Origin of the sequence: Actinomadura fibrosa, from assembly GCF_900659615.1 — a bacterium.
Classification (GTDB): domain Bacteria; phylum Actinomycetota; class Actinomycetes; order Streptosporangiales; family Streptosporangiaceae; genus Spirillospora; species Spirillospora fibrosa.
In genome coordinates, this window is record NZ_CAACUY010000090.1 from 1 (window position 1) to 23343 (window position 23343).

A 23343-nucleotide genomic window follows, 5' to 3' on the forward strand; every position below is an offset into this window, starting at 1 on the left:
CCCCGCCCGGCGCGGCGGGCCGGGCTGCCGGGGCCCCGCCTTCCGCCGGCCCGCGGCTCGCCGCCGTGCTCCCCGCGGTGGACGAGGTCTACACGGTCTCGGTGAACGCGTCCGGGACGCTGCTCGCGGCGGCGGGCGAGGACCGCGCCGTCCGGCTGTGGCGGCTGCCGGGCCGGACGCCCGTCGCCACCCTCCGCGGCCACGGCTACGCGGTGTTCGCGTCGGCGTTCAGCCCCGACGGCCGGACGCTCGCCACCGGCGGCTACGACCGGGAGATCATCCTCTGGAACACGGCGGCGCGCCGGAGGACGGCGACGATCGCGCCGGACCAGGGCACGATCGGGTCGCTCGCCTTCAGCCCGGACGGCCGCCGGCTCGCCTCCGCCGGGACCGACGACGTCCAGCTCTGGGACGTCGCGCGCCGCGCGCGGGTGCGGACGCTCGGCGGCGCCGCGGAGACGCAGTACAGCGCCGCGTTCAGCAGGCTCGGCTGGCTGGCGTACGCGAGCGCCGACAGGCTGCGCATGTGGGCGGCGAAGGCCGCGCCGCGGGGCGCCGCGCTCGGCGGCGTCACGTCGCTGGTGCGGACGATGGCGTTCGACCCGTCCGGGCGGATCGTCGCGGTCGGCGGCGACGACGGCACCGTCACGCTGTGGGACTGCGCGGCCCGCCGCAGGATCGGGGCCGTCCGTCTCGACCGGAGCGTCAACGCGGTGGCGTTCAGCCCGGACGGCCGGACGCTCGCGACCGCGTCCGGGAACGCCGTCGTCCTGTGGGACGCGGCGCGGCGGGTCCGGACGGCGACGCTGACCGGGCACCGCGGGACGGTGTCGGCGCTCGCGTTCACCCGGGACGGCCGGACGCTCGCGAGCGGCGGCTACGACGGCACCGTCCGCCTCTGGACCCTCGCGCCCTGAGGGCTTCGCGCCGGCCCTCGCATCCGGGCCTTCGCGCCCTCGGTTCCGCCTTGGACCGTTGCCGCCGAGCGCCTCGGAAGCGGGCGGCGGGCCTCGCGGAGCAGCGGATCGTCAGGGGCCGGCGACGGACCGGAGCCGGTTCCGGTCCGCCGCCGGAGCGCGCCTCCGCTCTACGCACCGTCCGCCAAAAGGCGGTGATCTTTTATGCGGGCCGCTGCCTATCGGCGCGCCCGGCCGGGGGGTTACAAATCCGGCATGAAGATCGCCGCGCGGGCGGCGACGGCGGCCGTGGTCCTGACGATCCTGGCGCTGCTCGCCCACCCCCTGCCCGCCGGAGCGTTCCAGGACGCTCCCGAAACGTCCGAGCACACGATCGCGATGGGCGACTGGGATCGCCCGTACCTGCTGCGCACGCCGCAGAACCGCCGGGCCGCCGGGCCGCTCCCGCTGATCGTCGCCCTGCACGGCGGCCTCAACGACCCGGCGTACGTGGAGCGGCAGAGCGGCCTCGACGCACTCGCCGACAGCGGCAGGTACGCCGTCGCCTATCCGGAGGGGCTCCTCGGCACCTGGAACGCCGGGGCCTGCTGCTGGTTCGCCCGCTGGGGCGGCGTCGACGACGTCGCCTTCCTCGACAAGCTCATCGACACGCTGGTGCGGCAGGGCGTCGCCGATCCGTCCCGGGTGTTCCTGACCGGGTTCTCCAACGGCGGCGGGATGGCCTACCGGTACGCGTGCGAGCGCTCCGACAAGATCGCTGGGATCGCGGTGGTGTCGGGCGCGCTCGCCATCGGGTGCGCGCCGAAGAAGCCGGTGTCGGTGCTCGCCTTCCACGGGACGTGGGATCCGTCCGTCCCGTACACGGGCGGCGGCAACATGGACGCGGACGTGCACTTCCCGTTCATCGCCGTGCAGCTGCTGATGGAGTTCTGGCGGTGGGTCGACAAGCTGCCGGCGCTGTCGTGGCCGGTGGCGGACGGGCCGGACGACTGCGTCGGCACCGGTCCCGGGCCCGTCCAGGTCGCGCTGTGCACGAAGCAGCACGGCGGGCACGAGTGGCCCGACTACGCGACGTCGCTGATGGCGTCGTTCTTCGACGCCCGCCCGTCCGTGCCCGGCGCCTGAGCGGGGACGCCCGGGGCGCGCGGGTGCGCGTCCCGGGCGGGGTCCCGGGTCAGGCGCTCAGGCTCCGCGGGCGGATGTCGGTCCAGTTCGCGTTGACGTGGGCGACGCAGTCCGGGCGCGGCGCGGGGCCGAACGCGACCGTCCAGCCAGCGGGGACGTCGGCGAACGCGGGCCAGAGCGAGTGCTGGCCCTCGTCGTTGACGAGGACGAGGAAGGTGCCGTCCTGGTCGTCGAACGGGTTGGTCACTATGCCTCCTGGGTGACGCGGGCCGGGCGCCCGGCGCGGTGCCGGGCCATCGACTGGACGATCTCGCCGGTGCGGACGGCCGTCATCGACAGCAGCGACGAGGCGATGCCGTGGCTGTGCTCGGTGGCGCCCTGGAGGTAGACGCCCCAGGCGCACTCGGGCTCGGTGGCGACGCGGTAGTCGCGCTCGACGACCACGCGCCCGTCGGGGCCGGTGCGGCAGTGCAGGCCGACCTCGCCGAGCAGGTGGAGGGGGTCGCGCTCGCGGTAGCCGGTGGCGTAGACGACGGCGTCGGCGGCGAGGTCGGTGGTCTCGCCGGTCGGCAGGAAGCCGATCCGCAGCCGGACGCCGTCGTCGCCGTCCCGGACGTCCAGGATCCGCGAGGCGTTGAGGATGCGGAGCCGTTCGGCGCCCGCGACCTTCTCTGCGTAGGAGCGCCGGTACAGCTCGTCGATGAGGTCGAGGTCCACGACGGAGTAGTTGGTGTTGCGCGAGTAGTCGAAGAGCAGCCGCTTCACCTCCTCCGGCGCCGCGTAGTAGTGGTCCACGGCCTGCGGGTCGAAGATGCGGTTGGCGAACGAGCTGTCGTCGGCGGGCGAGTACCCGTACCGGGCGAACACCGCGCACACCTCGGTGGCGGGCAGCGTCCGGTGCAGGTGCTCGACGGCCTCAGCGGCGCTCTGGCCCGCGCCGACGACGACGAGCCGCTCGGGGTTCCAGCCGGGGCGCTCCGCGAGGCGGGTGAGCAGGTCCTCGGTGTGCCAGATCCGCTCGCCGTGCTGCACGCCCTCCGGCAGGACGGGTTCGAGCCCCGCGGCGATGACGACGTTGCGGGCGAAGTGGGACTCCAGCTCGTCGTCGCGCCGGACGAGCACCTCCAGCGTCTCGGCGTCGTGCGGCCGCAGCGCGACGACCTCGGAGCCGTAGCGGACGCGGTCGGCGAACGACGCCGCCGTCCATTCGAGGTAGTCGTGGAACTCCAGCCGCGTCGGGAACATCGTCTTGTGGTTGACGAAGTCGATCAGCCGGTCCTTGGCGTGCAGGTACGACAGGAACGAGTAGCGGCTGGACGGGTTCCGCATCGTCACGAGGTCCTTGAGGAAGTGGACCTGCATGGTGGCGCCGTCGATCAGCATGCCGCGGTGCCAGCCGAACGCGGGCTGCTTCTCGAAGAACACCGCGTCCATGCCCGCGCCGTGCTCCTCCTCCAGGGCGACGGCGAGCGCCAGGTTGGAGGGGCCGAACCCGATGCCCACGACGTCATGGACGGCGGTCTGCATGTGCTTCTCCACTCTCGCGGGGGCGCGGTCAGGCGGGCTTGGCCGCGCTCGCGGCCTTCGCGATCTTCGGGACGACCTGGTCGACGACGTAGGGGACGGCCAGCGGCGTGGGGGTGCGCAGCGGCCAGAAGGACTTCAGGTCGAGCGGCACGTAGGAGCCGCGCTTCACGACGTCCAGGCCGGAGAAGAGCTTGTTGCCCTCGAACTTCCTCTGCGTGGCGGGGTCGTCGTTGTAGTGGCTGAGCAGGACGTCGGTGTTCAGGACGGAGACCTTCTCCATGCTGAGCTCGGCGGCGAAGCCCTCACCGGGCAGCTTCTTCAGCGACTCGGGCAGCACCATCCCGAACTCGCTGAGCAGCTTGACGCTGGTGTCCTCGGGGGACTTCATCACGCCGATGTTCCCGGACGGGAACACGCTGGTGAACGCGAACGTCTTGCCGTTCAGCTCGGGGTGCGCGGTCTTCACCGAGGCGATCTTCGCCTCGACGTCGGCGACGAGCCTGTCGCCCTCGGCGGCCTTGCCCACGGCCTTCGCGGTCTGCTTGGCGATGGCCTGCCAGGTGTCCTCGGCGGGGCCGGTCTGGTAGGCGACGGTCGGGGCGAGCTTGGAGAGCTTGCCGTACTCCTTGTCGATGGTGAAGTCGCCGCCCGCGAGGACGAGGTCGGGCCGCAGCGCGGCGATCTCCTCCAGGTTGAACCCGGCCTCGCCGGCCTTGAGCAGCTTCGGCTTCGCGCCCGTGAGCTTCGGCGCGCTCCACGGCGCGAGGCCGTCGGACTGGACGCCGGTGAGCTCGGCCATGCCGACCGGCTGGACGCCGAGCGCGAGCAGGGTGTCCTGGTCGACCTCGCCGAGCGCGACGATGCGCTTCGGCGCGGACTTGATCGTGGTGGTGCCGAGCTTGTGGGTGATGCTGACCGGGAACGCCCCGGCCGCGCCGCCCTCCGCTCCGGCGGAGGGCTCGTCGTCGCCGCCGCAGGCGACGGCCGCCAGGCCGAGGCCCAGGGTCAGGGCGCTGGTGGCGGCCAGGCGCCGCATCAGGGTGCGCATAGAGGACCGGTGTCCTTCCAGGTTCTGCCGGGGTATCTGATCACGAACATTAGGTTAGGCAAACCTAACCACACAAGAGGGCGGGGGTCATCGGGCGCTATGAGGACACTCACTCCAGCCGGTCGAGCAACCCCGCGACGGTCGGCGCCGCCATCAGGGTCGCGATCTTCAGGGACGCGCAGCCGGGCTCCCTCCGGATCCGCCGGACGAGTTTCATGGCGAGCAGCGAGTGGCCGCCGAGGTCGAAGAAGTCGTCGTCCGGGCCGACCTCGGGGACGCCCAGCTCCTCGGCGAAGATGCGGCACAGCAGCGCCTCGCGGTCGTCTCCGCGCCGCGCCGGCGTCCCGCTCCGCTCCTGCGTGACGGTCCGGGCGGTGAGCACCGAGGGCAGCGCGGCGACGTCCGTGCCGGGGTCGTCGGCGACGGTCTCCAGCAGCGCGACGAGCCCGTCCGCGAGCGCCTCCACCGTCGTCGCGTCGAACAGGTCGGCCGAGTAGTCGACGATGAGGCGCAGGTCGCCGGACGCGGCGTCCTCGCGGAAGATGAAGTCGAGGTCGAACTTCGCGGCGCCCGGCCCGAACAGCGCCTCGCGCTGCTCCAGGCCGGGGAACCGCACGTCGCCGACGCCCTGGTTCTCGTAGCCGACCATCACCTGGAACAGCGGGTTGCGGCCCGGCACTCGGCGCGGGCGCAGCGCCTCGACGACGGCCTCGAACGGCAGGTCCTGGTGGGCGAGGCCCGCGAGGTCGGCCTCGCGAACGCGGCCGAGCAGCTCGGCGAAGGTCGGCGCCCCGGACACGTCCGCGCGCAGCACGAGCGTGTTGACGAAGAACCCGACGAGGTCGCCCGCGGCCTCCTCCGTCCGGCCCGCGACGGGGCTGCCGAGCGGGATGTCGTCGCCCGCGCCGGTGCGGTGCAGCAGCGCCGCCACGGCCGCCTGGCACACCATGAACATGCTGGCCCCGGCGTCGCGGGCGACGCGGCGCAGCCGCCCGGTGAGCCCGGCGGGCAAGTCCGCGGTGAGCGTCGCGCCGCGCTGCCCGACCGTGCCGGGCCGCGGCCGGTCCACCGGCAGCGGGATCTCCTCCGGGATGCCGGCGAGCGCCCGCGCCCAGTGGTCGAGCTGCCGGGCGTGGACGCTGCCCGGGTCGAGCGGGTCGCCGAGCAGCTCCCGCTGCCACAGCGCGTGGTCGGCGTACTGGACGGGCGGCGGCTCCCACGCCGGGGCCCGCCCGTCCAGCCGGGCCGTGTACGCCTCGGCGACGTCCCGCGCGAACGGGCCGAACGACCACTCGTCGAACGCGATGTGGTGGAAGACGGCGAGCAGCAGGTGCTCGCGCTCCCCCTCGGGGAACACCGCGACGCGCAGCGGCAGGTCGGCGCTCAGGTCGAACGGCCGGGCGATGAACTCCTCCGGCGTGCCCGGCGCGACCTCCAGCGCCGGGCGGGCCTCCTCGGGCGGCAGGATCCGCTGGTACGGGGTGCCGTCGTGCTCGGCGAACACCGTCCGCAGGCTCTCGTGCCGCGCGGTGACGTCGGCGATCGCCGCCTCCAGCGCCGCGCGGTCGAGGTCGCCGCGCAGCCGTACCGCGAGCGGCAGGTGGTAGGCGCCGCGCGGGCCGTCGTCCTCGCGCAGGAGCTGGTCGAGCAGCCACAGGCGGCGCTGCGCGAACGACAGCGGGATGCGCTCGGGCCGTTCCCGGGGCCCGAGGACGGGCCGGGGCGCGGTGCCCGCGCCGGCGTTGCGGTGGACGCGCTCGGCCAGCTCGGCGACCGTCGGCGCCTCGAACAGGTCACGGATCGCCAGCTCGGCGCCGAGCACGGCGCGGGCCCGGCCGACGAGCCGGGTCGCGAGCAGCGAGTGCCCGCCGAGCTCGAAGAAGTCGTCGTCGATCCCGGCGCCGGGCGCGTCCAGCACCTCGGCGAACAGCGTGCACAGCAGCCGTTCGACGGGGGTGCGCGGCGGCCGTCCCGCGCGGCGCGGGCCGCCCTGCCCGGGGTCGGGCAGGGCGCGCCGGTCGAGCTTGCCGTTCACGGTCAGCGGCAGCGCGTCCAGCGTCAGGATCGCGCTCGGGACCATGTAGCCGGGCAGCCGCCGCTTCAGGCCCTCCCTCACCCGCGCGGCGAGGATGCCGAGGTCGCGCGCGGCCACCGGGTCGTTGGCGTAGGACGCGGGCGCGCGTCCGGGCGCGGCGGGCAGGTGCGCGGCGCCGCCGCCGAAGACCGCGTCGTAGCGTCCGGGCTCGTCGCACGGGGTGAGCACCACGTCCGGGTCGAGCGCGTACAGCGTCTCCGGTTCGATCCCCTCGGGCGGTGCCGCCAGCGCCGCGCGGGCCTCGTCCGGGGACGCGCCGTCGCGCAGCGCCCGCAGGGCCGCGACCTCGCCGGACAGCCGGGGGTCGGGGATGCCGCGCACCCGCAGCGGACCGGCCGGGCGCCGCTTCAGGTCGTCCAGGCCGGACCATTCCACGACCTTGGTGTCCGGGACGGGCGGCAGGTCCGGTCCGTCCTTCCAGAGGACCGCGTCGTAGCGGTGCCGGGTCAGCTCGTTGTGGCGGGTGCCGCGCTTGGCGAGCAGGTCGACCCGCGCGGGTCCGTCGAGCGCCGCGAAGAACGCGGGGTCGAGCAGCAGCTCCTTCTCCATGCGGACGGCGCGTTCCACGGCGTCCAGGTCGCCGCCACCGCGGCCGAGCTGGATCGCGGCGTGCAGGTACCGCACCGTGCGGAGGTCGCGGACGTCGCCGACGAACAGCGCGCCGCCCGGGACGAGCAGCCGCATCGCCTTGGCGACGACCTCCTCCAGGTATCCGGCGCCGGGGAAGTACTGCACGACGGAGTTGATGACGATGGTGTCGAAGTACTCCTCGGGCAGGCCCTCGGTGTCGTGCGCCGGGCGGCAGCTCAGCCGCACGGTCGAGTCCGGCCCGAGATCGGCTTGCAGCTTCTCGATGACCGGCGCGGAGAAGTCGGTGCCCCAGTACTCCTCGGCGTCGGGCGCGATCCTCGTGAGGATCAGCCCGGCGCCGACGCCGATCTCCAGGACGCGCCGCGGCTCCAGCGCCCGGATCCGCTCGACGGTCGTCTCCCGCCACTCGCGCATGTCGTCGAGCGGGATCGGCGCGCCGTCGTAGCTGCTGTCCCAGCCCGCGAACTCCTCGGCGTGGACGACGGTGCCGACCTCGGTGTACTCGGCGTCGTAGATCTGCCGCCACTCCGCGATCTGCTCGTCGGCGGCGCCCTCGCGCCGGCCGTCCGGGACGACGTAGCCGATGAGCCGCTTCACGCCCGGCACCTCGGTGTCGGCGGCGATGACGGCGGCCTGCCCGACGCCGGGCTCGGCGGTGAGCGCCGTCTCGATCTCCTCCAGCTCGACCCGGTAGCCGCGGATCTTCACCTGGTCGTCGGTGCGGCCGAGGAAGTCGATGTTGCCGTCCTCGCGGACCCGGACGAGGTCGCCCGTCCGGTACATGCGGCCGCCGCCGAAGGGGTCGGCGACGAACCGCTCCGCGGTCAGGTCGGGGCGGCCGAGGTAGCCGCGCGCCAGCCCGGCGCCCGCGATGTACAGCTCGCCGGGCGCGCCCGGCGGGACGGGCCGCAGCCACCCGTCGAGGACGTACCCGCGGGTGTTCCAGATCGGCTTGCCGACGGTCGGCGTCGCGCTGTCCTCGGTGCCGCCGCCGAGCGTGTTGATCGTGTACTCGGTCGGCCCGTAGAGGTTGTAGCCGAGGACGCCGTCGGCCTGCGCGAGCCGCTCCCACACCGACGTCGGGACGGCCTCGCCGCCGAGCAGCACGAGCGGCGGCCGGTGCGCGCCGTCCAGCAGCCCTTCGTCGAGGAGCTGCTGCGCGTAGGTGGGCGTCACGTTGATGACGTCGATGCCGTGCTCTTGGAGGTAGGCGGTGAGCGCCTCGGCGTCGCGGCGCAGGTCCTCGTCGCAGACGTGCACCTCGTGGCCCTCGATGAGCCAGAGCAGCTCCTCCCACGACATGTCGAAGGAGAACGACACGGTGTGCGCGATACGCAGCCGCCGCCCGGCGGACGCGACCACCGGGTCGAAGATGTTCGCGCGGTGGTTGAACTGCATGTTCGTGAGGCCGCGGTACGGCGTCACGACGCCCTTGGGACGGCCCGTGGACCCCGACGTGTAGATCACGTAGGCGGGGTGGTCGAGGCGGCCGGGCGTGCCGGGCGCGAAGCCGGGCGTCTCCCCGGGGGCGAGGTCGCCCCCGGGGAGAGCGGCGAGCGACCGCGCGGTGTCCGGGTCGTCCAGCGCGAGAACGGTGCCGGTGTGGGTGAGCCCGGCGGCGATGTCGCGGTGGGAGACCAGGCAGGCGGGCGCCGCGTCCCGGAGCATGTAGTCGAGCCGGTCGGCCGGGTAGTCGAGTTCGAGCGGCAGGTAGGCGGCGCCGGTGCGCAGCACCGCGAACAGCGCGACGACCATCTGCGCCGAACGCGGCAGCGCCAGCGCCACGACCCGCTCCGGACCGGCGCCGTTCGCGATGAGCAGCCGCGCGAGCCGGTTCACCTCGGCGTTCAGCTCGCCGTAGGTGAGGCGGATGTCGGGCAGCGACACGAGCGCGAGGTCGTCCGGCTGCGCGGCCGCGCGCTCGGCGAGCAGTTCGGCGACGGTCAGCTCGGGCACGGGCCGCTCGGCCTCGTCCCAGTCGCGGCGCAGCCTCGCGTGCTCCTCCGGGACGAGCAGGTCGAGCCGGTGGCACGGCGTCGCGGGCTCGTCGGCGAGGCGCCGCAGCACCTGGACGTACCGGTCGGTGATCCGCTCGGCGTCGGCCTCGGTGAACGCGTCCCCCCGGTACATGACGCGGAGCCCCGAACCCGGGTCCACGACCATCGTGACCGGGTAGTGCGTCGCGTCGCGGACCTCGCGGCCCGTCGCCCGCAGCCGCCCGTCCGGGCCGAAACCGCGGCCGGTCGGCATGCCGGGGAAGTTCTGGAACACGAACAGCGTGTCGAACAGGGTGCCGAGCCCGGTCGCGCGCTGCACGTCCGCGAGCGCGACGAACGAGTGGTCGAACAGCTCCGACTGCGCGGCCTGGACGCGTTCGAGCACGGCGGTCAGCGGGTCGGCCGGACCCGCCTGCACCCGCACCGGGATCGTGTTGAACAGCAGGCCGACCATCGACTCGACGCCGTCCACGTCCGGGTGGCGGCCGGACACCGACGCGCCGAAGACGACGTCGTCCCGCCCGGTCAGGCCCATCAGGACGAGGCCCCACGCGGTCTCGAACAGCGTGCCGGGCGTGACGCCGTGCTCGCGCGCGACCGCGTCGAGGCGCGCGGCGAGCCCCTCGGGCAGCGCGCGGTGCACCTCCCCCGCGGCGGTCAGGTCGGCGGCCTTGCCGACCAGGCCGGGCCGGACGAGGGACGGCTCGTCGAAACCGTCGAGCGCGCGGCGCCAGGCGTCCACGGCGGCGCCCCGGTCGCGGCCGTTCACCCAGTCCAGGAACGCGCGGAACGGCGCGACCGGCCGGGCGGCCTCGGCGGCGGGATCGGTGTAGAAGTCGAGCAGCGAGGTGACCAGGAGCCCGCCCGACCAGCCGTCCAGGAGGATGAGCTCCGAGGTGAGGATCAGGCGGTGGTCGTCCTCCCCCACCGTGGCGAGGGCGAAGCGGATCAGCGGCGGCGCGGCCGGGTCGAACGGCTCGGCGCGCTGCGCGTCGGCGAACGCCTCCACCGCCTCCGGGCCGGGCAGCTCGGCGTAGGTCCACGGCACGTCGAACTCGTCCGGGACGAACTGCACCGCGCGGTCGCCATCCGTGCGGAACCCGGCCCGCAGGTTCGGGAACTTCTCCAGGACGCCGCGCACCGCGCCCGCCATCCGCTCGGGGTCGACCGGCCCGGACAGCGACACCACGGCCTGCTGGACGTAGATGTCGCGGCCCTCGCCCGCCATCATCAGATGGAAGAGCAGGCCCTCCTGGAGCGGCGACAGCAGCAGCTCGCCGGACGCGTCGTCCGCCACCGGGACGGGCCGCGCCTCCTCCTGCGGAGCGGCGGCCTTGGCGAGCGCCTCGACCGTCCGCAGGCGGAAGACGTCGCGGACGGTGAACGACAGGCCGGCGCGGCGCGCGCGGGCCACCAGCAGGGCCGCGCTGATGCTGTCGCCGCCGGTGCGGAAGAAGTCGTCGTCGGCGCCGATCTCCGGCCGGTCGAGGACGGCCGCGGCGAGCCGCGCGAGGACGCGCTCCGGCTCGGTCGCGGGCGCCCGTCCGGCGGCCTGCCGCCCCGGCTCGGGCAGCGCCCGCCGGTCGACCTTCCCGTTCGGGTTGAGCGGCAGCTCGTCCAGCACGACGATCTCGGCGGGGACGAGGTAGTCGGGCAGACTGTCGCGGAGCCTGTCCTGAAGGGCGCCGATCTCAGCGTCGCCGACGATGTAGCCGACGAGGCGGGAGCCGTGCGCGGCAACGGCGGCGCGGCGCACGCCCGGCTGCGCGGCGAGGGCCGCCTCGACCTCGCCGGGCTCGATCCGGAAGCCCCGGATCTTGATCTGGTCGTCGGCGCGGCCGAGGAACTCCAGGCTCCCGTCGGGGCGGCGGCGGACGCGGTCGCCCGTCCGGTACAGGCGCGAGCCGGGCGGGCCGAACGGGTTCGCGACGAACCGCTCGGCGGTCCGCGCGGGGTCGCCGAGGTAGCCGCGGGCGAGCCCGTCGCCCGCGAGGTACAGCTCGCCGACCGGCACCTCGCGGAGCGCGCCGTCCAGGACGTGGGCGCGGGTGTTGGCGATCGGCACCAATCCCCCGGCGTCCGTCCCGACCTCGGCGATCAGGCTGTCGCCCGCCGCCTCGGAGCACCCGTACAGGTTGACGAGCCGCGCGGGGATCTTCTCCGCGAGCGCCGGCGGCAGCGCCTCGCCACTGCTGATCCAGGTCGTGACGGACGGCGGCAGCCCGTTCTCGGCGAGCGCGGCCAGCAGGCTCGGCACCAGCGTGACGAGCCCGGCGCGGTGCCGCTCGACGAACTCCGCGAGCGCGACCGCGTCCGTGGCGGTGGCGTCGTCGGCGATCACGACGGTGTCCCCGGCGGCGAGGCCGCCGAGCAGTTCGGTGGTGCCGTCGATGAACGCGGGCGAGCTCTTCGCGACCCGCACGCCGGGCGCGGCGAGGTCCACGCCCCAGGCGAGACGGTTCGCCAGGCCGCGCTGGGTGCCCGCGACGGCCTTCGGCGTCCCGGTGGAACCCGACGTGAAGATGACATAGGCGGTGTGGTCCGGGCGGATGTCCGGCCGTGCGCGGGGCGGCGCGGTCGCGGGCGGCTCGTCCCGGCCGAGGACGAGCAGCGGGCGGACGGCGTCCAGCATCGCGTCCACGCGGGCCCGCGGGTAGCCGAGGTCGATCGGCAGGTAGGCGGCGCCGGTCTTGAGGACGGCGAGCAGCGCGACGGCGAACACGTCCGAGCGGGGCAGCGCGAGCGCGACCACCCGCTCCGGACCGGCCCCGGCGGCGGCGAGCCGGTCGGCGAGTTGCTCGGCGCGACGATCCAGTTCCGCGTAAGTAAGGGAGGTGTCACCGAAGATGAGCGCGGTCGCGTCCGGCGTGCGGGCGGCCTGCTCCTCGATGAGGGCGGCGACCGTCCGCACCGGGAAGTCCCGCGCGGTGTCGGGGTGCTCGACCGGCGCGCCGAGGCTGGACAGCCGACGGTCCGGGTCGGCTGTGACCTGGTCGAGCAGCGCGCCGAGCCCGCCGAGGAGGTTCTCGATCGTGGACGCGTCGAACAGGTCCGCCGCGTACGCCGCGAAGCCCTCCACCTCGTCGTCGCCCTCGGCGAAGTACAGGTCCAGGTCGAACTTGACGCCGCCGGTCGCGGGCAGGAACGGCTCGGCGCGCACGCCGGGCAGCGCGAGCCGCACGTCGTCCAGCCGCTGGTGGACGATCATCACCTGGAACAGCGGGCCTCGCGCGAGCGACCGCTCCGGCGCGAGCCGCTCCACGACCCGCTCGAACGGGACGCCGGCGTGCGAGAACGCGTCCAGGTCGGCGCTCCGCACCCGGTCGAGCAGCTCGGCGAACGTCGGGTCGCCGGACAGGTCGGTGCGCAGGACCAGCAGGTTGACGAACACGCCGACCAGCCCGGCGAGGTCCTCGTCGGCGCGGCCCGCGATCGGCGAGCCGAGCGCGACGTCGTCGCCCGCGCCGGACCGCTGGAGCAGCGCGGCGACGGCGGCGTGCAGCACCATGAACACGCTCGTGCCGGTCTCGCGGGCCAGCCTCCGCGCGCCCGCGGCGGGCAGCCGGAACGGCACGAGCCCGCCCCGGTGGCTCGCCTCCGCCGGCCGCGGCCGGTCCAGCGGCAGGACGGTCTCCTCGGGCAGCCCCGACAGGGTCCGCTCCCAGTGGCCGAGCTGCGCGGCCGGGCTCGGCGCCTCGCGCTGCCACGCCGCGTACTCGGCGTACTGGACAGGCAGCGGGTCCCAGCCGGGCGCCTCCCCGGCGCGGCGAGCCTCGTAGGCGCGGGCCAGGTCGGCGAGCAGCGGCGTGAACGACCACTCGTCCGCGGCGGCGTGGTGCAGCAGCAGGATCAGCGACCACTCCTCCTCGCGCGTCCGGACGAGCGTGCCGCGGATCGGCAGGTCGGCGCCGATGTCGAAGACGTGCGCGGCGGCGTCCCGCTCGATCGCGGCGCGCCGCTCGTCCGTCTCGCCGCGCGCGTCGACCACGTCGAACGCCACGGGCTGCTCCGGGCCGAGGATCCGCTGGACGGGCAGGCCGTCCGGCCCCTCGACCAGCAGCGTCCGCAGCGCCTCGTGCCGCGCGACGACGTCGCCGAACGCGGCGCGCAGGGCCTCCGCGTCCACCGGGCCGCGCAGCCGCAACCCGAACGGCAGCGTGTACGACGCGGACGAGCCGCGCAGCCGCTCCTCCAGCCACATGCCGCGCTGCGCGGCGGACGCGGGGACGATCTCCGGGCGGGTCACGTCGCGCACACGCAGGCCATGCCGCTTCGTCAGCCGCGGCGCGAGCGCGGCGACGGTCGGCGCCTCGAACACGTCCGCGATGGACAGCTCGGCGTCCAGCACCGTCCGGACCCGCGCGGCGAGCTTCGCGGCGAGCAGCGAGTGGCCGCCGAGCGCGAAGAAGTCGTCGTCCACACCGACCCGCTCGAACCCGAGGATCTCGGCGAACACCCGGCACAGCGCGGCCTCGCGCGCGTTCCGTGGGGCCCGCCCGTCCGCGCGGTTGCCGGGCGCGGGCAACGCGCGACGGTCGAGCTTGCCGTTGACGGTGCGCGGCAGCGCCTCCAGCGCGACCAACGCGCTCGGCACGAGGTAGTCGGGCAGCTCGCGGGCGAGGGCGTCGCGCAGCCCGTCCGGCGAGGGGGCCTTCTCGGCGGGAACGTAGTAGCCGACGAGGCGCGGCTCACCGGGACGGTCCTCGCGGACCACCACGGCGGCCTGGGCGACGCCCGGCCGCGCGGCAAGCACGGCCTGCGCCTCGGCGGGCTCGATGCGGAACCCGCGGATCTTCACCTGGTCGTCGGTGCGGCCGAGGTACTCGATGCCGCCGTCCCGGTTCCAGCGCGCGAGGTCGCCCGTCCGGTACATGCGGGTTCCGGGCGGCCCGTACGGGTCGGCGACGAACCGCTCCGCGGTCAGGTCGGGACGTCCGACATAACCCCGGGCGAGCTGCGCACCCGCCAGATAGAGCTCACCAGGCACACCCGCCGGGACGGGCCGCAGCGACGCGTCCAGGATCCGCGCCTGCGTGTTCCGCACCGGCCGGCCGATACCGCTCTCCGGCAGCACCGCAGCGGTCGCGTAGATCGTCGTCTCGGTCGGGCCGTACTGATTGGCGACGCTCCGCGCCCGCGCCGCCATCGCGTCCGCGAGCGCGGGCGGCAGCGCCTCGCCGCCCGTAATGATCCGCAGACCGTCGAACGCGGCCGGATCCAGCGAGCCGAGCAGCGACGGCGTCCCCTGGAGATGGGTGACGCCGCGGCCGAGCAGCCGGGCGAGCGCCCGGGGGTCCCGGACGGTCTCCCGCGTCGCGAGGACGACCGTCGCGCCGCTGATCAGCGGAAGCAGCACCTCAAGCGTCGCGATGTCGAACGCGATCGTGGTGACGGCGGCCCACCGGTCGCCCGGGCCGATCGGGTGCCTGGCACGCATGTCGAGCAGCAGGTTCGCCAGCGCGCCGTGCGGAAGCCCGACGCCCTTCGGCCGCCCGGTCGAGCCGGAGGTGTAGATGACGTAGGAAAGGTGGCCGGGCGCGACGGGCGTCCGCGCGTCCGAAATGTGGCCTTCGTACTTATCGATCACCTGGACGTCGGTGCCCTGCGGCAGCCGCCCGGCGGTCTGCGAAGTAGCGACGACACAGCGCGCGTCCGCGTCCTTGAGCATGTAGGCGATGCGCTCTTCGGGATGGTCCAGGTCGAGCGGCAGGTAGGCGGCGCCCGCCTTGAGGACCGCCAGCAGCGCGGTCACCAGGTCGGCGGTGCGCGGCAGCGCGAGCGCGACGACGGCGTCCGGCCCGGCGCCGCGGTCGCGCAGCGTCCCGGCGAGCACGCCGGACCGGCGGTCCAGCTCGGCGTAGGTCAGCGTTTCGCCCGCCTCGGTCTCGACGGCGGGCGCATCCGGCGTGCGGGCGGCCTGCTCGGCGAACAGCGCGACCGCGTCCGTCTCCGGGTTCGCGACGGCGGTGTCGTTGGCCGCCGCGAGCCGCGCCGCCTCGTCCGCGCCCATGAGGCCGAGCAGCCCGATGGGCCGGTCCGGGTCGGCGAGGGCGTCGCCGAGCAGCGTCTCCAGGTGCCCGAGCAGCGCGTCGATCCGCTCGTCGTCGAACAGCTCGCGCCGGAACGTCGCCTCGACCGTCATCCCCTGCCGCCGGACGAACGCCTCCAGCGACAGGTCGAAGTGCGTCGTCCCGTTGTGGACGTGCGTCCACGTCGAGTCGATGCCGGGCAGGTCCAGCTCGCCGATCTCCTGCGCCAGGAACAGCAGCATCGTGTCGAAGAACGCCGACCGGCCCTGCGCGCGCGCCGGCCGCAGCTCCTGCACCAACCTGTCATACGGGACGGACTGGTGCGCGAACCCCTCCGCCGCCGTCGCGCCGACCCGGCGCAGGACCTCGCGGAACGTCGGCGCACCCGAGAGGTCCGTCCGCAGCACCAGCGTGTTGCCGAAGTTGCCGACGAGCCTTTGGACCTCTGCGTGCTCGCGGTTCATCACCGCGGACCCGATCGCCACATCGTCCGCGCCCGTGTACCGGTGCAGCAGCGTCGCGTACCCGGCGAGCATCACCATGTACGGGGTGAGGTTCTCCTCGGCGGCAAGGCGCCGCATCCCCTGGGTCACCGCGTCGTCGAAGGTGCGCGCCCTGCGCCCGCCCCGCTCCGACGCGACGGGACCGCGCGGATGGTCGGCGGGCAAGTCGAGAGGCGGAGGCGGCGGGTCGAGACGCCCGCGCCAGTAGGCGAGGTCCTCCTCGTCGACGGGCCGCCCCTGCTCCCACTCCGCGAAGTCGGCGTACTGGACCGCGAGCGCGGGCAGCCCGTCCGGCCGCCCTGTGACCGCCGCGCGGTAGAGCGCCGACAGGTCGTGCGACAGCGACCCCCACGTCATGCCGTCCCACGCGATGTGGTGGACGACCAGCACCAGCGCGTGCTCGTCCACGCCCAGCCGCAGCAGCTCCAGCCGGATGGACCGCTCCTTGCGCAGATCGAACGGCGTCGCCGCCAGCTCGGCCGCGCGCGTGTCGGGATCGTCACAGTCGATCGGCGGCAGGTCCAGCGAGTCGTCGTCGCTCACGACCTGCACGGGACGCGCGTCGCCGTCCTCCGTGTAGGTCGTGCGCAGGATCGCGTGCCGCCGGATGAGCGCGCGCAACGCGTCCCGCAGCGCCTCGGTGTCGAGGCGGCCCGACATCCGCACGAGCAGGCACACGTTGTACGCCGCGCTCCGCGGGAAGGTCCGGTGATGCAGCCACATGCTCTGCTGCGCGTACGACAGGGGCGCCGGCCCGTCGCCTCCGCGTGGAGCGAGCCTCGCGGCGTCCGGGCCGAGTCCGGCCTCCGCCATCATCCGCCGCATGAGCTCGCGCCGCCGTGCCGCCGTCGTCTGTTCCCGCACGCTCAACTCTTTCGTTGTCGGCTTCAGCCACCGCGGGTTAGGTTAGCCTTGCCTACGAAAATCGCACAAGGTTAGCCTTACCTAAGTTAACCGGGACGTTCGTCCGCGAAAGGGAGTTGGCTGCCTTGTCCTTCGGTCTGCGCACTGATGAAGAGCCCACGGAGCTGGTGGTCGAGTCCGCCTCGGACCCCCTCGCCCTGATGGCCCGGCTCGCCGGCTCGGGCCTGTTCGACGACTACGTCGTCTACGAGCGCCCGGGCTCGTACACCTTCGCCGGGGGCGCGCTCGGCGAGGTGGTCCTCGACGCCGGCGCCGTCCACACCCGCTGGCCCGGCTCCCCGCCGTCCGCCCGCCCCTGGTCAGGCCGCCCCGCCGACGCGCTGCGCGACGCGTTCGCCGCCGCACCGCTCCCGGTCTGGAACGCCTACGGCTGGATCGCGTTCGAGTTCGCCGCGCCACGCCCCGCCGGACGCCTCGCGCACCTGGTCGTCCCGCGCACCGAGGTCCGCGTCGAGGACGGCCGCGCGCACGTCACCGGCGTGGACCCCATCGAGACCGAGCAGGTCGCGAAGCTCCTCGCCAAGTCCGACACACTGCCCTCCGGCATCCCGTCCCCGGTGGACGTCCGCGTCGGCGGCGAGGTGTACCGGACGCGCGTCGCCCAGGCCGTCCAGGAGATCCACGACGGCCTCTACCAGAAGGTCATCGTCTCCCGCCGCCTCGACGTCCCGTTCCCGGTCGACGTCGTCTCCACCTACGTCCGCGGACGCCGCGCGAACACCCCGGCCCGCTCGTTCCTGCTCGACCTCGGCGGCTTCCAGTCGACCGGCTTCAGCCCCGAGGTCCTCGCGAGCGTGGACCCCGACGGCCGCGTCATGACCCAGCCCCTCGCCGGCACCCGCGCGTTCGGCCTCGGCTCCGACGCCGACGCCCGCGTCCGCCGCGAGCTGGAGACCGACCCCAAGGAGATCTTCGAGCACGCCGTCTCCGTCCGCACCTCGCAGGACGAACTGTACGGCGTCTGCACGCCCGGCACCGTCCAGGTCACCGACTTCATGACCGTCAAGGAACGCGGCAGCGTCCAGCACCTGGGCTCCAGCGTCAGCGGCACCCTTGCTTCGGAACGTTCCGCTTGGGACGCCCTCGACGCCCTGTTCCCCGGCGTGACCGCCTCAGGCATCCCCAAGACCGAGGCGATCGAGGCCATCGGCCGCCTCGAAGAACCCCGCGGCCTGTACGCAGGCGCGGTCGTCACCCTCTCCCACGACGGCGCGTTCGACTCGGCACTCGTCCTACGCGCCCTCTACAACCAGGACGGCCAAGCCTGGCTCCGCGCCGGCGCAGGCATAGTCAGCGGCTCAACCCCAGACCGCGAGTACGAGGAGACCTGCGAAAAGCTGTCGAGCATAGCCCCCCACGTAGTCCCCCTCCCCTAACCCACCAAGGGGACGGTGCGCTGCCCCAAAAGACAGCACACCGTCCCCTCGGAGACGCCGACGCAAGCCCGGGTCACACCGAACCGAGGACGCCCCGCATCAAGCCTCCCGAACCGAGGCGCGGACGAACGCACCCCAAGCACGCCGCGACATCACCAGCACGGGCCCCTCAGGATCCTTAGAGTCCCGAACGGCAACCACAGCGTCCACCCCAGCGACCTCAACACAGTTGCCACCAGCACCGTTGCTACGACTGCTCTTGCGCCAGGCAGCCTGGGACAAATCGAACTCGTGCACTATCCGCACCTCCTCGTCCAGGTCACGTACTACGTGCCAACTCGCCGGCCACACGCGAGATGAGCGCGCGCGAGTCGTCCGGATGCAGCGCCGCCGCTCGCAAGTGGTCGAACGCCAGCGAATATCGTTCTATCTCGGGCTTCTTCTCAAGATAGAGCCCTCCAGTCTGCGCCTCTAGGTACACGACGTGCGGATCCGTCGGCTCCGGAAACTGGAGGATGACGAAGGAACCGCTCATGGCTGGATGCGCACCCGCGCTGAACGGCAGCACTTGCAGCGTCACATGCGGAGACCGAGCGACTTCGGCGAGGTACTCGAGTTGGACTCGCATGACGTCCGGTCCCCCAACGACTCGTCGCAGAACCGCCTCGTTCACGACAACCCAGAACTTCGGAGTGCCGGAAGCGACGAGCCGCTCCCGACGAGCCATGCGCACAGCGACACGCTTCTCGATCTCTTCCTCGTCCCCGAAGAGGAAACCGTGAAAGACCGCACGCGCGTAGTCCTCGGTCTGGAGTGGACCGGGCACGTGCTCAGCCTCGTAGCTGTGGATCGAGGTCGCATCGGACTCCAGCCCGACATAGACCTCGAACCACTCGGGGATCGCGTCACCGTAGGAGTGCCACCAGCCCTTCTGCCGCGCCTCACGGGCCAGAGTGACCAGGAAGTCCCGAGTCTCCCCATCGACGCCATAGACACCCAGCAAGAACTTGACGTCGCGCGGCAGGACGCTGACGCGGGCGTTCTCGATACGGCTGATCTTGGCGTTGGACCACTCCAGCCGTTCGGCGACCTGGTCCAGCGTGAGACCCGACGCATCCCTGTGCCGCCGGAGCTCCGCAGCGAGGCGACGGCGCTTGACCGTTGGAGCACTGTGCGTAGGCATGTGACTTCTCCTTGTGATCAGCAATCTGCATCAGTAAATTACTGATGCAGCCACCCGGCGTGGATGCGACGGCCCCAGCATGCCAGCTTCACGCACGGCGCACAGGCGGTTACGGCGTCCGGCGCCCCTCACGAGGACGAGTGATCTGATGACAGCGGCAGTTCTCGAAACGCGCGGCACGCTCGCGATCGCGCCCAGCGCCCGGGCGCCACGGCTCGCTCGGGCGTTCCTGACCGAGGTGTTCCGCGAGCGCGATCTTGGCGACGACTACGTCGGACGGCTCGTGATCACGGAGTTGGTGACCAACGTCCACAAGCACGTGGGAGGCGACATGCTGGTGGCGCACGTCCTCTGCGACGACGGGGCGCCCGTCATCCAGGTGTGGGACGAGCGCGGCGATCGACTCCCGGCCATCCCGCCCGACGACCTCGCCGCCGAATGCGGACGGGGCCTGCTGCTGATGTCCGTGCTCGTCAGCGCATGGGGGACGCGGCCGCTGCTCGAAGGAGGGAAAATCGTATGGGCGAGGCTGCCGAGGTAAGCGGCCAGTCGACCGCTCCGTCCCCACTGGCGGAGGCGACGGACTGGTACGAGTGGCACGAGATCTATAAGACTCCTGATCCGGACACGGTGAGGCGGCTCGCAGTCATACGGGCGCGCGTGCACGACTTCTTGGATCGGGCGCCTCAGCGTCCGCTACGACTCGTCAGCATCTGCGCGGGGCAGGGCGCGGAACTCCTTCCGGCACTGGCCTCGCATCCGCGGGGCGGCTTCGTCGAGGTCCATATGCTGGAGAGCGATGCCCGCAATGGACGAGTGGCGGAAGAGAACACGTCCAGTCTCGGGCTCGGGAACGTGCGGGTCCACATCACCGACGCGGGAGAGATTTCGTCGTACGTCGGCATGTTGCCGGCGGACTTCGTGCTCCTCTCCGGCCTGTTCAGCAACCTGCGAAGCACCGACGTCCATCGGGCGGTACGGTGCCTCCCTTGTCTCTGCCGTCCAGGCGCCGAGGTCGTCTGGACGTGCCGCCGGGGCGAGCCCGATCTCGTTCCGAGTATCAACGGATGGTTCGACGAGGAGGGCTTCGACTTGATCGACCTCACGCCGCCGAGTGACGTCGCGGCGGTGGGAACTCATCGATACACCGGCACCGAGACACCGTCCCTGCCGCAGCGGCGCATCTTCGACTTTGTCGGCCGGAAGCAGCTCGAAGCCGGAGGCTAACTTGAACGCTCGGCCCTGTGGCTCCGGAGAAATCTCGACCAGCCGCCGCGCGAGAGCCTCAGCACTGTGTCGGGTCTCGTACTGTCACGGAGCAGGACGCTCGCTTCGGATACAGCCACTTCCACGCAAGATTCTTTGGCATCGCAACGAGTACTCTTCTGCCATCGCATATCGCTATCACCCTTCTCTTCGATACGGCCTGCCCGCGAATGAGAGGTTGCAGAGGGACTTCCGCGTATCCGGGTGCGATTCCCCGAGGACTCTTGTCCGGCGGGCGAGCACGTCGGCGTTGAGTGATTCGCCCGCTGCTACCTGGCCTGACAGATAGAGAGCCCGCGCCAAGCCGCTGCCGGATTCAAGCGTCTCGGGGTGGTCCACACCCATGACGTCGCATCTGCCGTCGTACGCCTCTTTGAACAACGCCACGGCCTCGTCTGACAGGCCGAGCGCGAGCAGATCCTCGGCCAGATTGTTCATCGAGTACAGAGTGTGGAAGTGACGGGCGCCGAAGATGGCGGTCCTGCGCGCCAGAACGTGAGCGTTGAGTTCCCGTGCCTCCGAGAAACGTCCGAGCATGTGGAGCGAACTCGCCAGATTGTGCGCCGCGTTCAGCGCCTCTAGATGGTCGGCTCCCTGAACCGCACGGCGGCGCTCCATGGTGTCCGCAAGGATCGTGCGAGCCTCTTCGGCGAGCCCGAGGGCGAGAAGGTCCTTCCCGAGGTTGTTGGCCGTGGACAGCGTGGCGGTGGCATCCGCACCGAAGATCCGCCTGCGACGGACGAGCGTGTCCTCGTTGAGCCGTCGCGCCTCGTCCGGTCTCCCCCGGTGACGCAACGCTAGCGCGAGGAGATGCTTCGCCGCCAAGGCGTCGGGGTGGTCGGGGCCCAGCAGACCGGACATCCTTCCACCAGTTCGCCGAGCCACTCCTCCGCGAGCCGCGTTTGTCCCATCGCTATCAGATAGAACGCGGCCTCGCGGATCATCTTGCGGAAGGAGGGATTCTCAGAGGTGATCGGCTCAGCGACCAGGAGATGTGGCATGAGCAGTGCCCACGTTGTCCATGACCGCGGATCGGTAGCCTCGCCCGGATGGGCCCTCGCCAGCGCTTCCTGCAGAACCACGACGATGGCCGAGGCGCCGACGGGTTCGAGGCGACCGCGGATGAACGAACTGGTCAAGCGATGCACGCGGAGACCGTCCCGCTCGATCCTCGCCAGCCCGTACTCGGTGATCCTTCCGAGGCTGCGGCGGGCCGCCACGGGATCGGGCACGCCGTCCCCCTCGTCCGAGGGCGAGACCCTACCGGTCAGCACCTCGATCGGGATCGCCTCCGGTGCCATGAAGGAGCACAGCTTGAGCATCTCGGCCGCGAGCGGATCCGCCGCCTCCAGATCGTCACATGAAATGGCCATCGCTGCGGCGAAGGTGGACGGGTAGGACGCCGACCTTCCCGAGTCCATCAGTTCCTGCGCGTGTCCCTTCAGTAGTGCCAGGTAGTCCTGGGCGCTGGTTCCGGACTCGTCCAGGAAGTTCGCAGCCTGCACGAGGGCAAGTGGCAGGTCGCCCAGGACGCTGGCGAGCCGCCCGGCCTCTGGGTCACCCAGTGCCGGACTGTGCCCCTGGAGGAGGCGGACGGCCTCATCCCGGTCGAGCACGTCCACGTCGATCGGATTGGCGAGCTCTTTCCAACGCCTGCTGCGCGTCGTGATGAGGACGTGCCCCGGACCACTCGGCAACCGCCCGCGCAATTGTTCCGCGCTGACGGCGTTGTCGAAAACGATCAGCCACCTGCCGTGCTCGTTCAGCCACCCGCGCACGGCGCTGATGGCCGGCGCGGATCCGGCGTCCGGCCTGACGATGCCGAGAGTGACGGCGAGCGTGTGGAGCTGGGCGTCGATGAGATCGTCACGCTCGGCATTGACCCACCAGGTCACGTCGTGATCTGCGGCGTGGCGGTGGGCGTATTCGAGGGCGAGCTGTGTTTTCCCCACACCGCCCATACCACTGAGCGCCTGGATGACGGTCGCGCGCCCGGTGCCGAGGCTCTCGGCTATCTGCATCAGGAGTGCCGATCGTCCGGTGAAGAGCGGATTCCGAGCGTCGAGGTTCCAGACCCGCGCGGGTCGGTCAGCCGCTTCCGTTCCCGCGCCAGAGGCGTACAGGTTGACTTGTACGCCGTCTCCGAGGATTGCCTGCTGCGCCCCCTCCCTGCCGACGATCGACTGGGTCCGCGCGGGAGCCTTCCGCTCGGGATCGCCCATGGCCGGAGTCAGTCTTCGACCGAGTGGAACGTGTTGTGCTGCACCCCGGTTCCCAGCACCGCCTGCTGAGTGTGATCGAAGCCCTTCACATGCTGCACGGTCCCGGCCCGCTGCGTCGCACGCGCCGTCTCGGTCATCGCCCATTCGGTGAAGCCGCTGACATCGGGGGCGAGGTCGGAACGTGCTCGCAACAGATCTTCGAAACGCTCGCTCCACTGTGCACAAAACAGGGTCATCGCGGCTTCACCGGCGTCCGCTGCCGCGATCGTCTCCGCATCGGCGAACCAGCCCTCGACCATGCCGGCCGGCGTTCCTCCCTTGCGGAAGAGGCGAACGGCACCGTTCTTGATCTGCTCCCAGGAATCGGTCGCCACCGCTCCACCGAGCGCTCCGGCGGCCGCCATGGCCAGCTCCGCGAGCATGGGCTCACCTTCCCTCGCCGACGCGCTCCGCACGCCGGATCCAGGCTAACCCGAACGTTCGCGGACCGTCATGACCCTTGCTGGCCGCTTGTGTCCAGGACACCCACGGGTGATGTCT

Annotated in this window: 15 protein-coding genes; 5 read left to right on the top strand and 10 right to left on the bottom strand. The window is 72.5% G+C overall.

The window, feature by feature from the left end:
• Together E1300_RS26440 and E1300_RS26445 are read left to right on the top strand one after the other, a co-directional pair.
• Nucleotides 1-917: WD40 repeat domain-containing protein (locus E1300_RS26440; protein ID WP_131759776.1), on the top strand; the 917-nt coding region annotated here is incomplete at its 5' end.
• A 255-nt stretch (nt 918-1172) separates the two neighbouring features.
• Entirely contained in the window at nt 1173-2042 is an 870-nt protein-coding gene (locus tag E1300_RS26445) for a CE1 family esterase (protein ID WP_165503008.1), read from the top strand.
• 49 nt (nt 2043-2091) lie between these two features.
• Here E1300_RS26445 and E1300_RS26450 read toward each other — a convergent pair whose 3' ends face one another.
• The 4 genes from E1300_RS26450 to E1300_RS26465 all read right to left on the bottom strand — a co-directional run bounded on the left by E1300_RS26450 (nt 2092) and on the right by E1300_RS26465 (nt 16696).
• Nucleotides 2092-2289, bottom strand: coding sequence for an MbtH family protein (locus tag E1300_RS26450; RefSeq protein WP_278045387.1), 198 nt, complete (start codon nt 2287-2289; stop codon nt 2092-2094).
• Nucleotides 2289-3569: a lysine N(6)-hydroxylase/L-ornithine N(5)-oxygenase family protein gene (locus E1300_RS26455; RefSeq protein WP_131759778.1), complete on the bottom strand. Its 1281-nt coding sequence runs from the start codon at nt 3567-3569 to the stop codon at nt 2289-2291. Before E1300_RS26455 ends, E1300_RS26450 begins: the two co-directional genes overlap by 1 nt.
• 28 nt (nt 3570-3597) lie before the next feature.
• Nucleotides 3598-4617: an iron-siderophore ABC transporter substrate-binding protein gene (locus E1300_RS26460; protein ID WP_207399965.1), complete on the bottom strand. Its 1020-nt coding sequence runs from the start codon at nt 4615-4617 to the stop codon at nt 3598-3600.
• A 109-nt stretch (nt 4618-4726) separates the two neighbouring features.
• Entirely contained in the window at nt 4727-16696 is an 11970-nt protein-coding gene (locus E1300_RS26465; protein ID WP_131759779.1) for a non-ribosomal peptide synthetase, read from the bottom strand.
• A 125-nt stretch (nt 16697-16821) separates the two neighbouring features.
• Here E1300_RS26465 and E1300_RS26470 point away from each other — a divergent pair, with 125 nt between their 5' ends.
• A complete protein-coding gene (locus tag E1300_RS26470) occupies nt 16822-18132 on the top strand; it encodes a salicylate synthase (RefSeq protein WP_242619409.1) in 1311 nt (436 codons plus the stop codon).
• A 99-nt stretch (nt 18133-18231) separates the two neighbouring features.
• Here E1300_RS26470 and E1300_RS26475 read toward each other — a convergent pair whose 3' ends face one another.
• Nucleotides 18232-18483, bottom strand: coding sequence for a DUF397 domain-containing protein (locus tag E1300_RS26475; protein ID WP_306440677.1), 252 nt, complete (start codon nt 18481-18483; stop codon nt 18232-18234).
• Entirely contained in the window at nt 18452-19315 is an 864-nt protein-coding gene (locus E1300_RS26480) for a helix-turn-helix domain-containing protein (protein WP_131759781.1), read from the bottom strand. Before E1300_RS26480 ends, E1300_RS26475 begins: the two co-directional genes overlap by 32 nt.
• A 148-nt stretch (nt 19316-19463) precedes the next feature.
• Here E1300_RS26480 and E1300_RS26485 point away from each other — a divergent pair, with 148 nt between their 5' ends.
• Both E1300_RS26485 and E1300_RS26490 read left to right on the top strand, forming a co-directional pair.
• The gene (locus E1300_RS26485; protein ID WP_131759782.1) at nt 19464-19856 is read left to right on the top strand and encodes an ATP-binding protein; all 393 of its coding nucleotides are present in this window, start codon (nt 19464-19466) and stop codon (nt 19854-19856) included.
• Nucleotides 19835-20542, top strand: a complete 708-nt coding sequence (locus E1300_RS26490) for an SAM-dependent methyltransferase (RefSeq protein WP_131759783.1) — start codon at nt 19835-19837, stop codon at nt 20540-20542. Before E1300_RS26485 ends, E1300_RS26490 begins: the two co-directional genes overlap by 22 nt.
• On the opposite strand, the gene E1300_RS54035 is transcribed toward E1300_RS26490, so the two are convergent.
• The 4 genes from E1300_RS54035 to E1300_RS50360 are packed head-to-tail and all read right to left on the bottom strand — an operon-like array spanning nt 20539 to nt 23225.
• A complete protein-coding gene (locus E1300_RS54035; RefSeq protein WP_131759784.1) occupies nt 20539-20712 on the bottom strand; it encodes a DUF397 domain-containing protein in 174 nt (57 codons plus the stop codon). The two genes, E1300_RS26490 and E1300_RS54035, sit on opposite strands and share 4 nt — an antisense overlap.
• 7 nt (nt 20713-20719) lie before the next feature.
• Nucleotides 20720-21442: a tetratricopeptide repeat protein gene (locus E1300_RS26500; protein ID WP_131759785.1), complete on the bottom strand. Its 723-nt coding sequence runs from the start codon at nt 21440-21442 to the stop codon at nt 20720-20722.
• A complete protein-coding gene (fxsT, locus tag E1300_RS26505) occupies nt 21379-22803 on the bottom strand; it encodes an FxSxx-COOH system tetratricopeptide repeat protein (protein ID WP_165503009.1) in 1425 nt (474 codons plus the stop codon). The genes E1300_RS26500 and fxsT overlap by 64 nt, the downstream gene beginning before the upstream one ends.
• 8 nt (nt 22804-22811) lie before the next feature.
• Complete coding sequence (locus tag E1300_RS50360) at nt 22812-23225, bottom strand: hypothetical protein (protein WP_165503010.1); 414 nt, start codon at nt 23223-23225, stop codon at nt 22812-22814.
• Between the last annotated feature and the right edge of the window lie 118 nt (nt 23226-23343).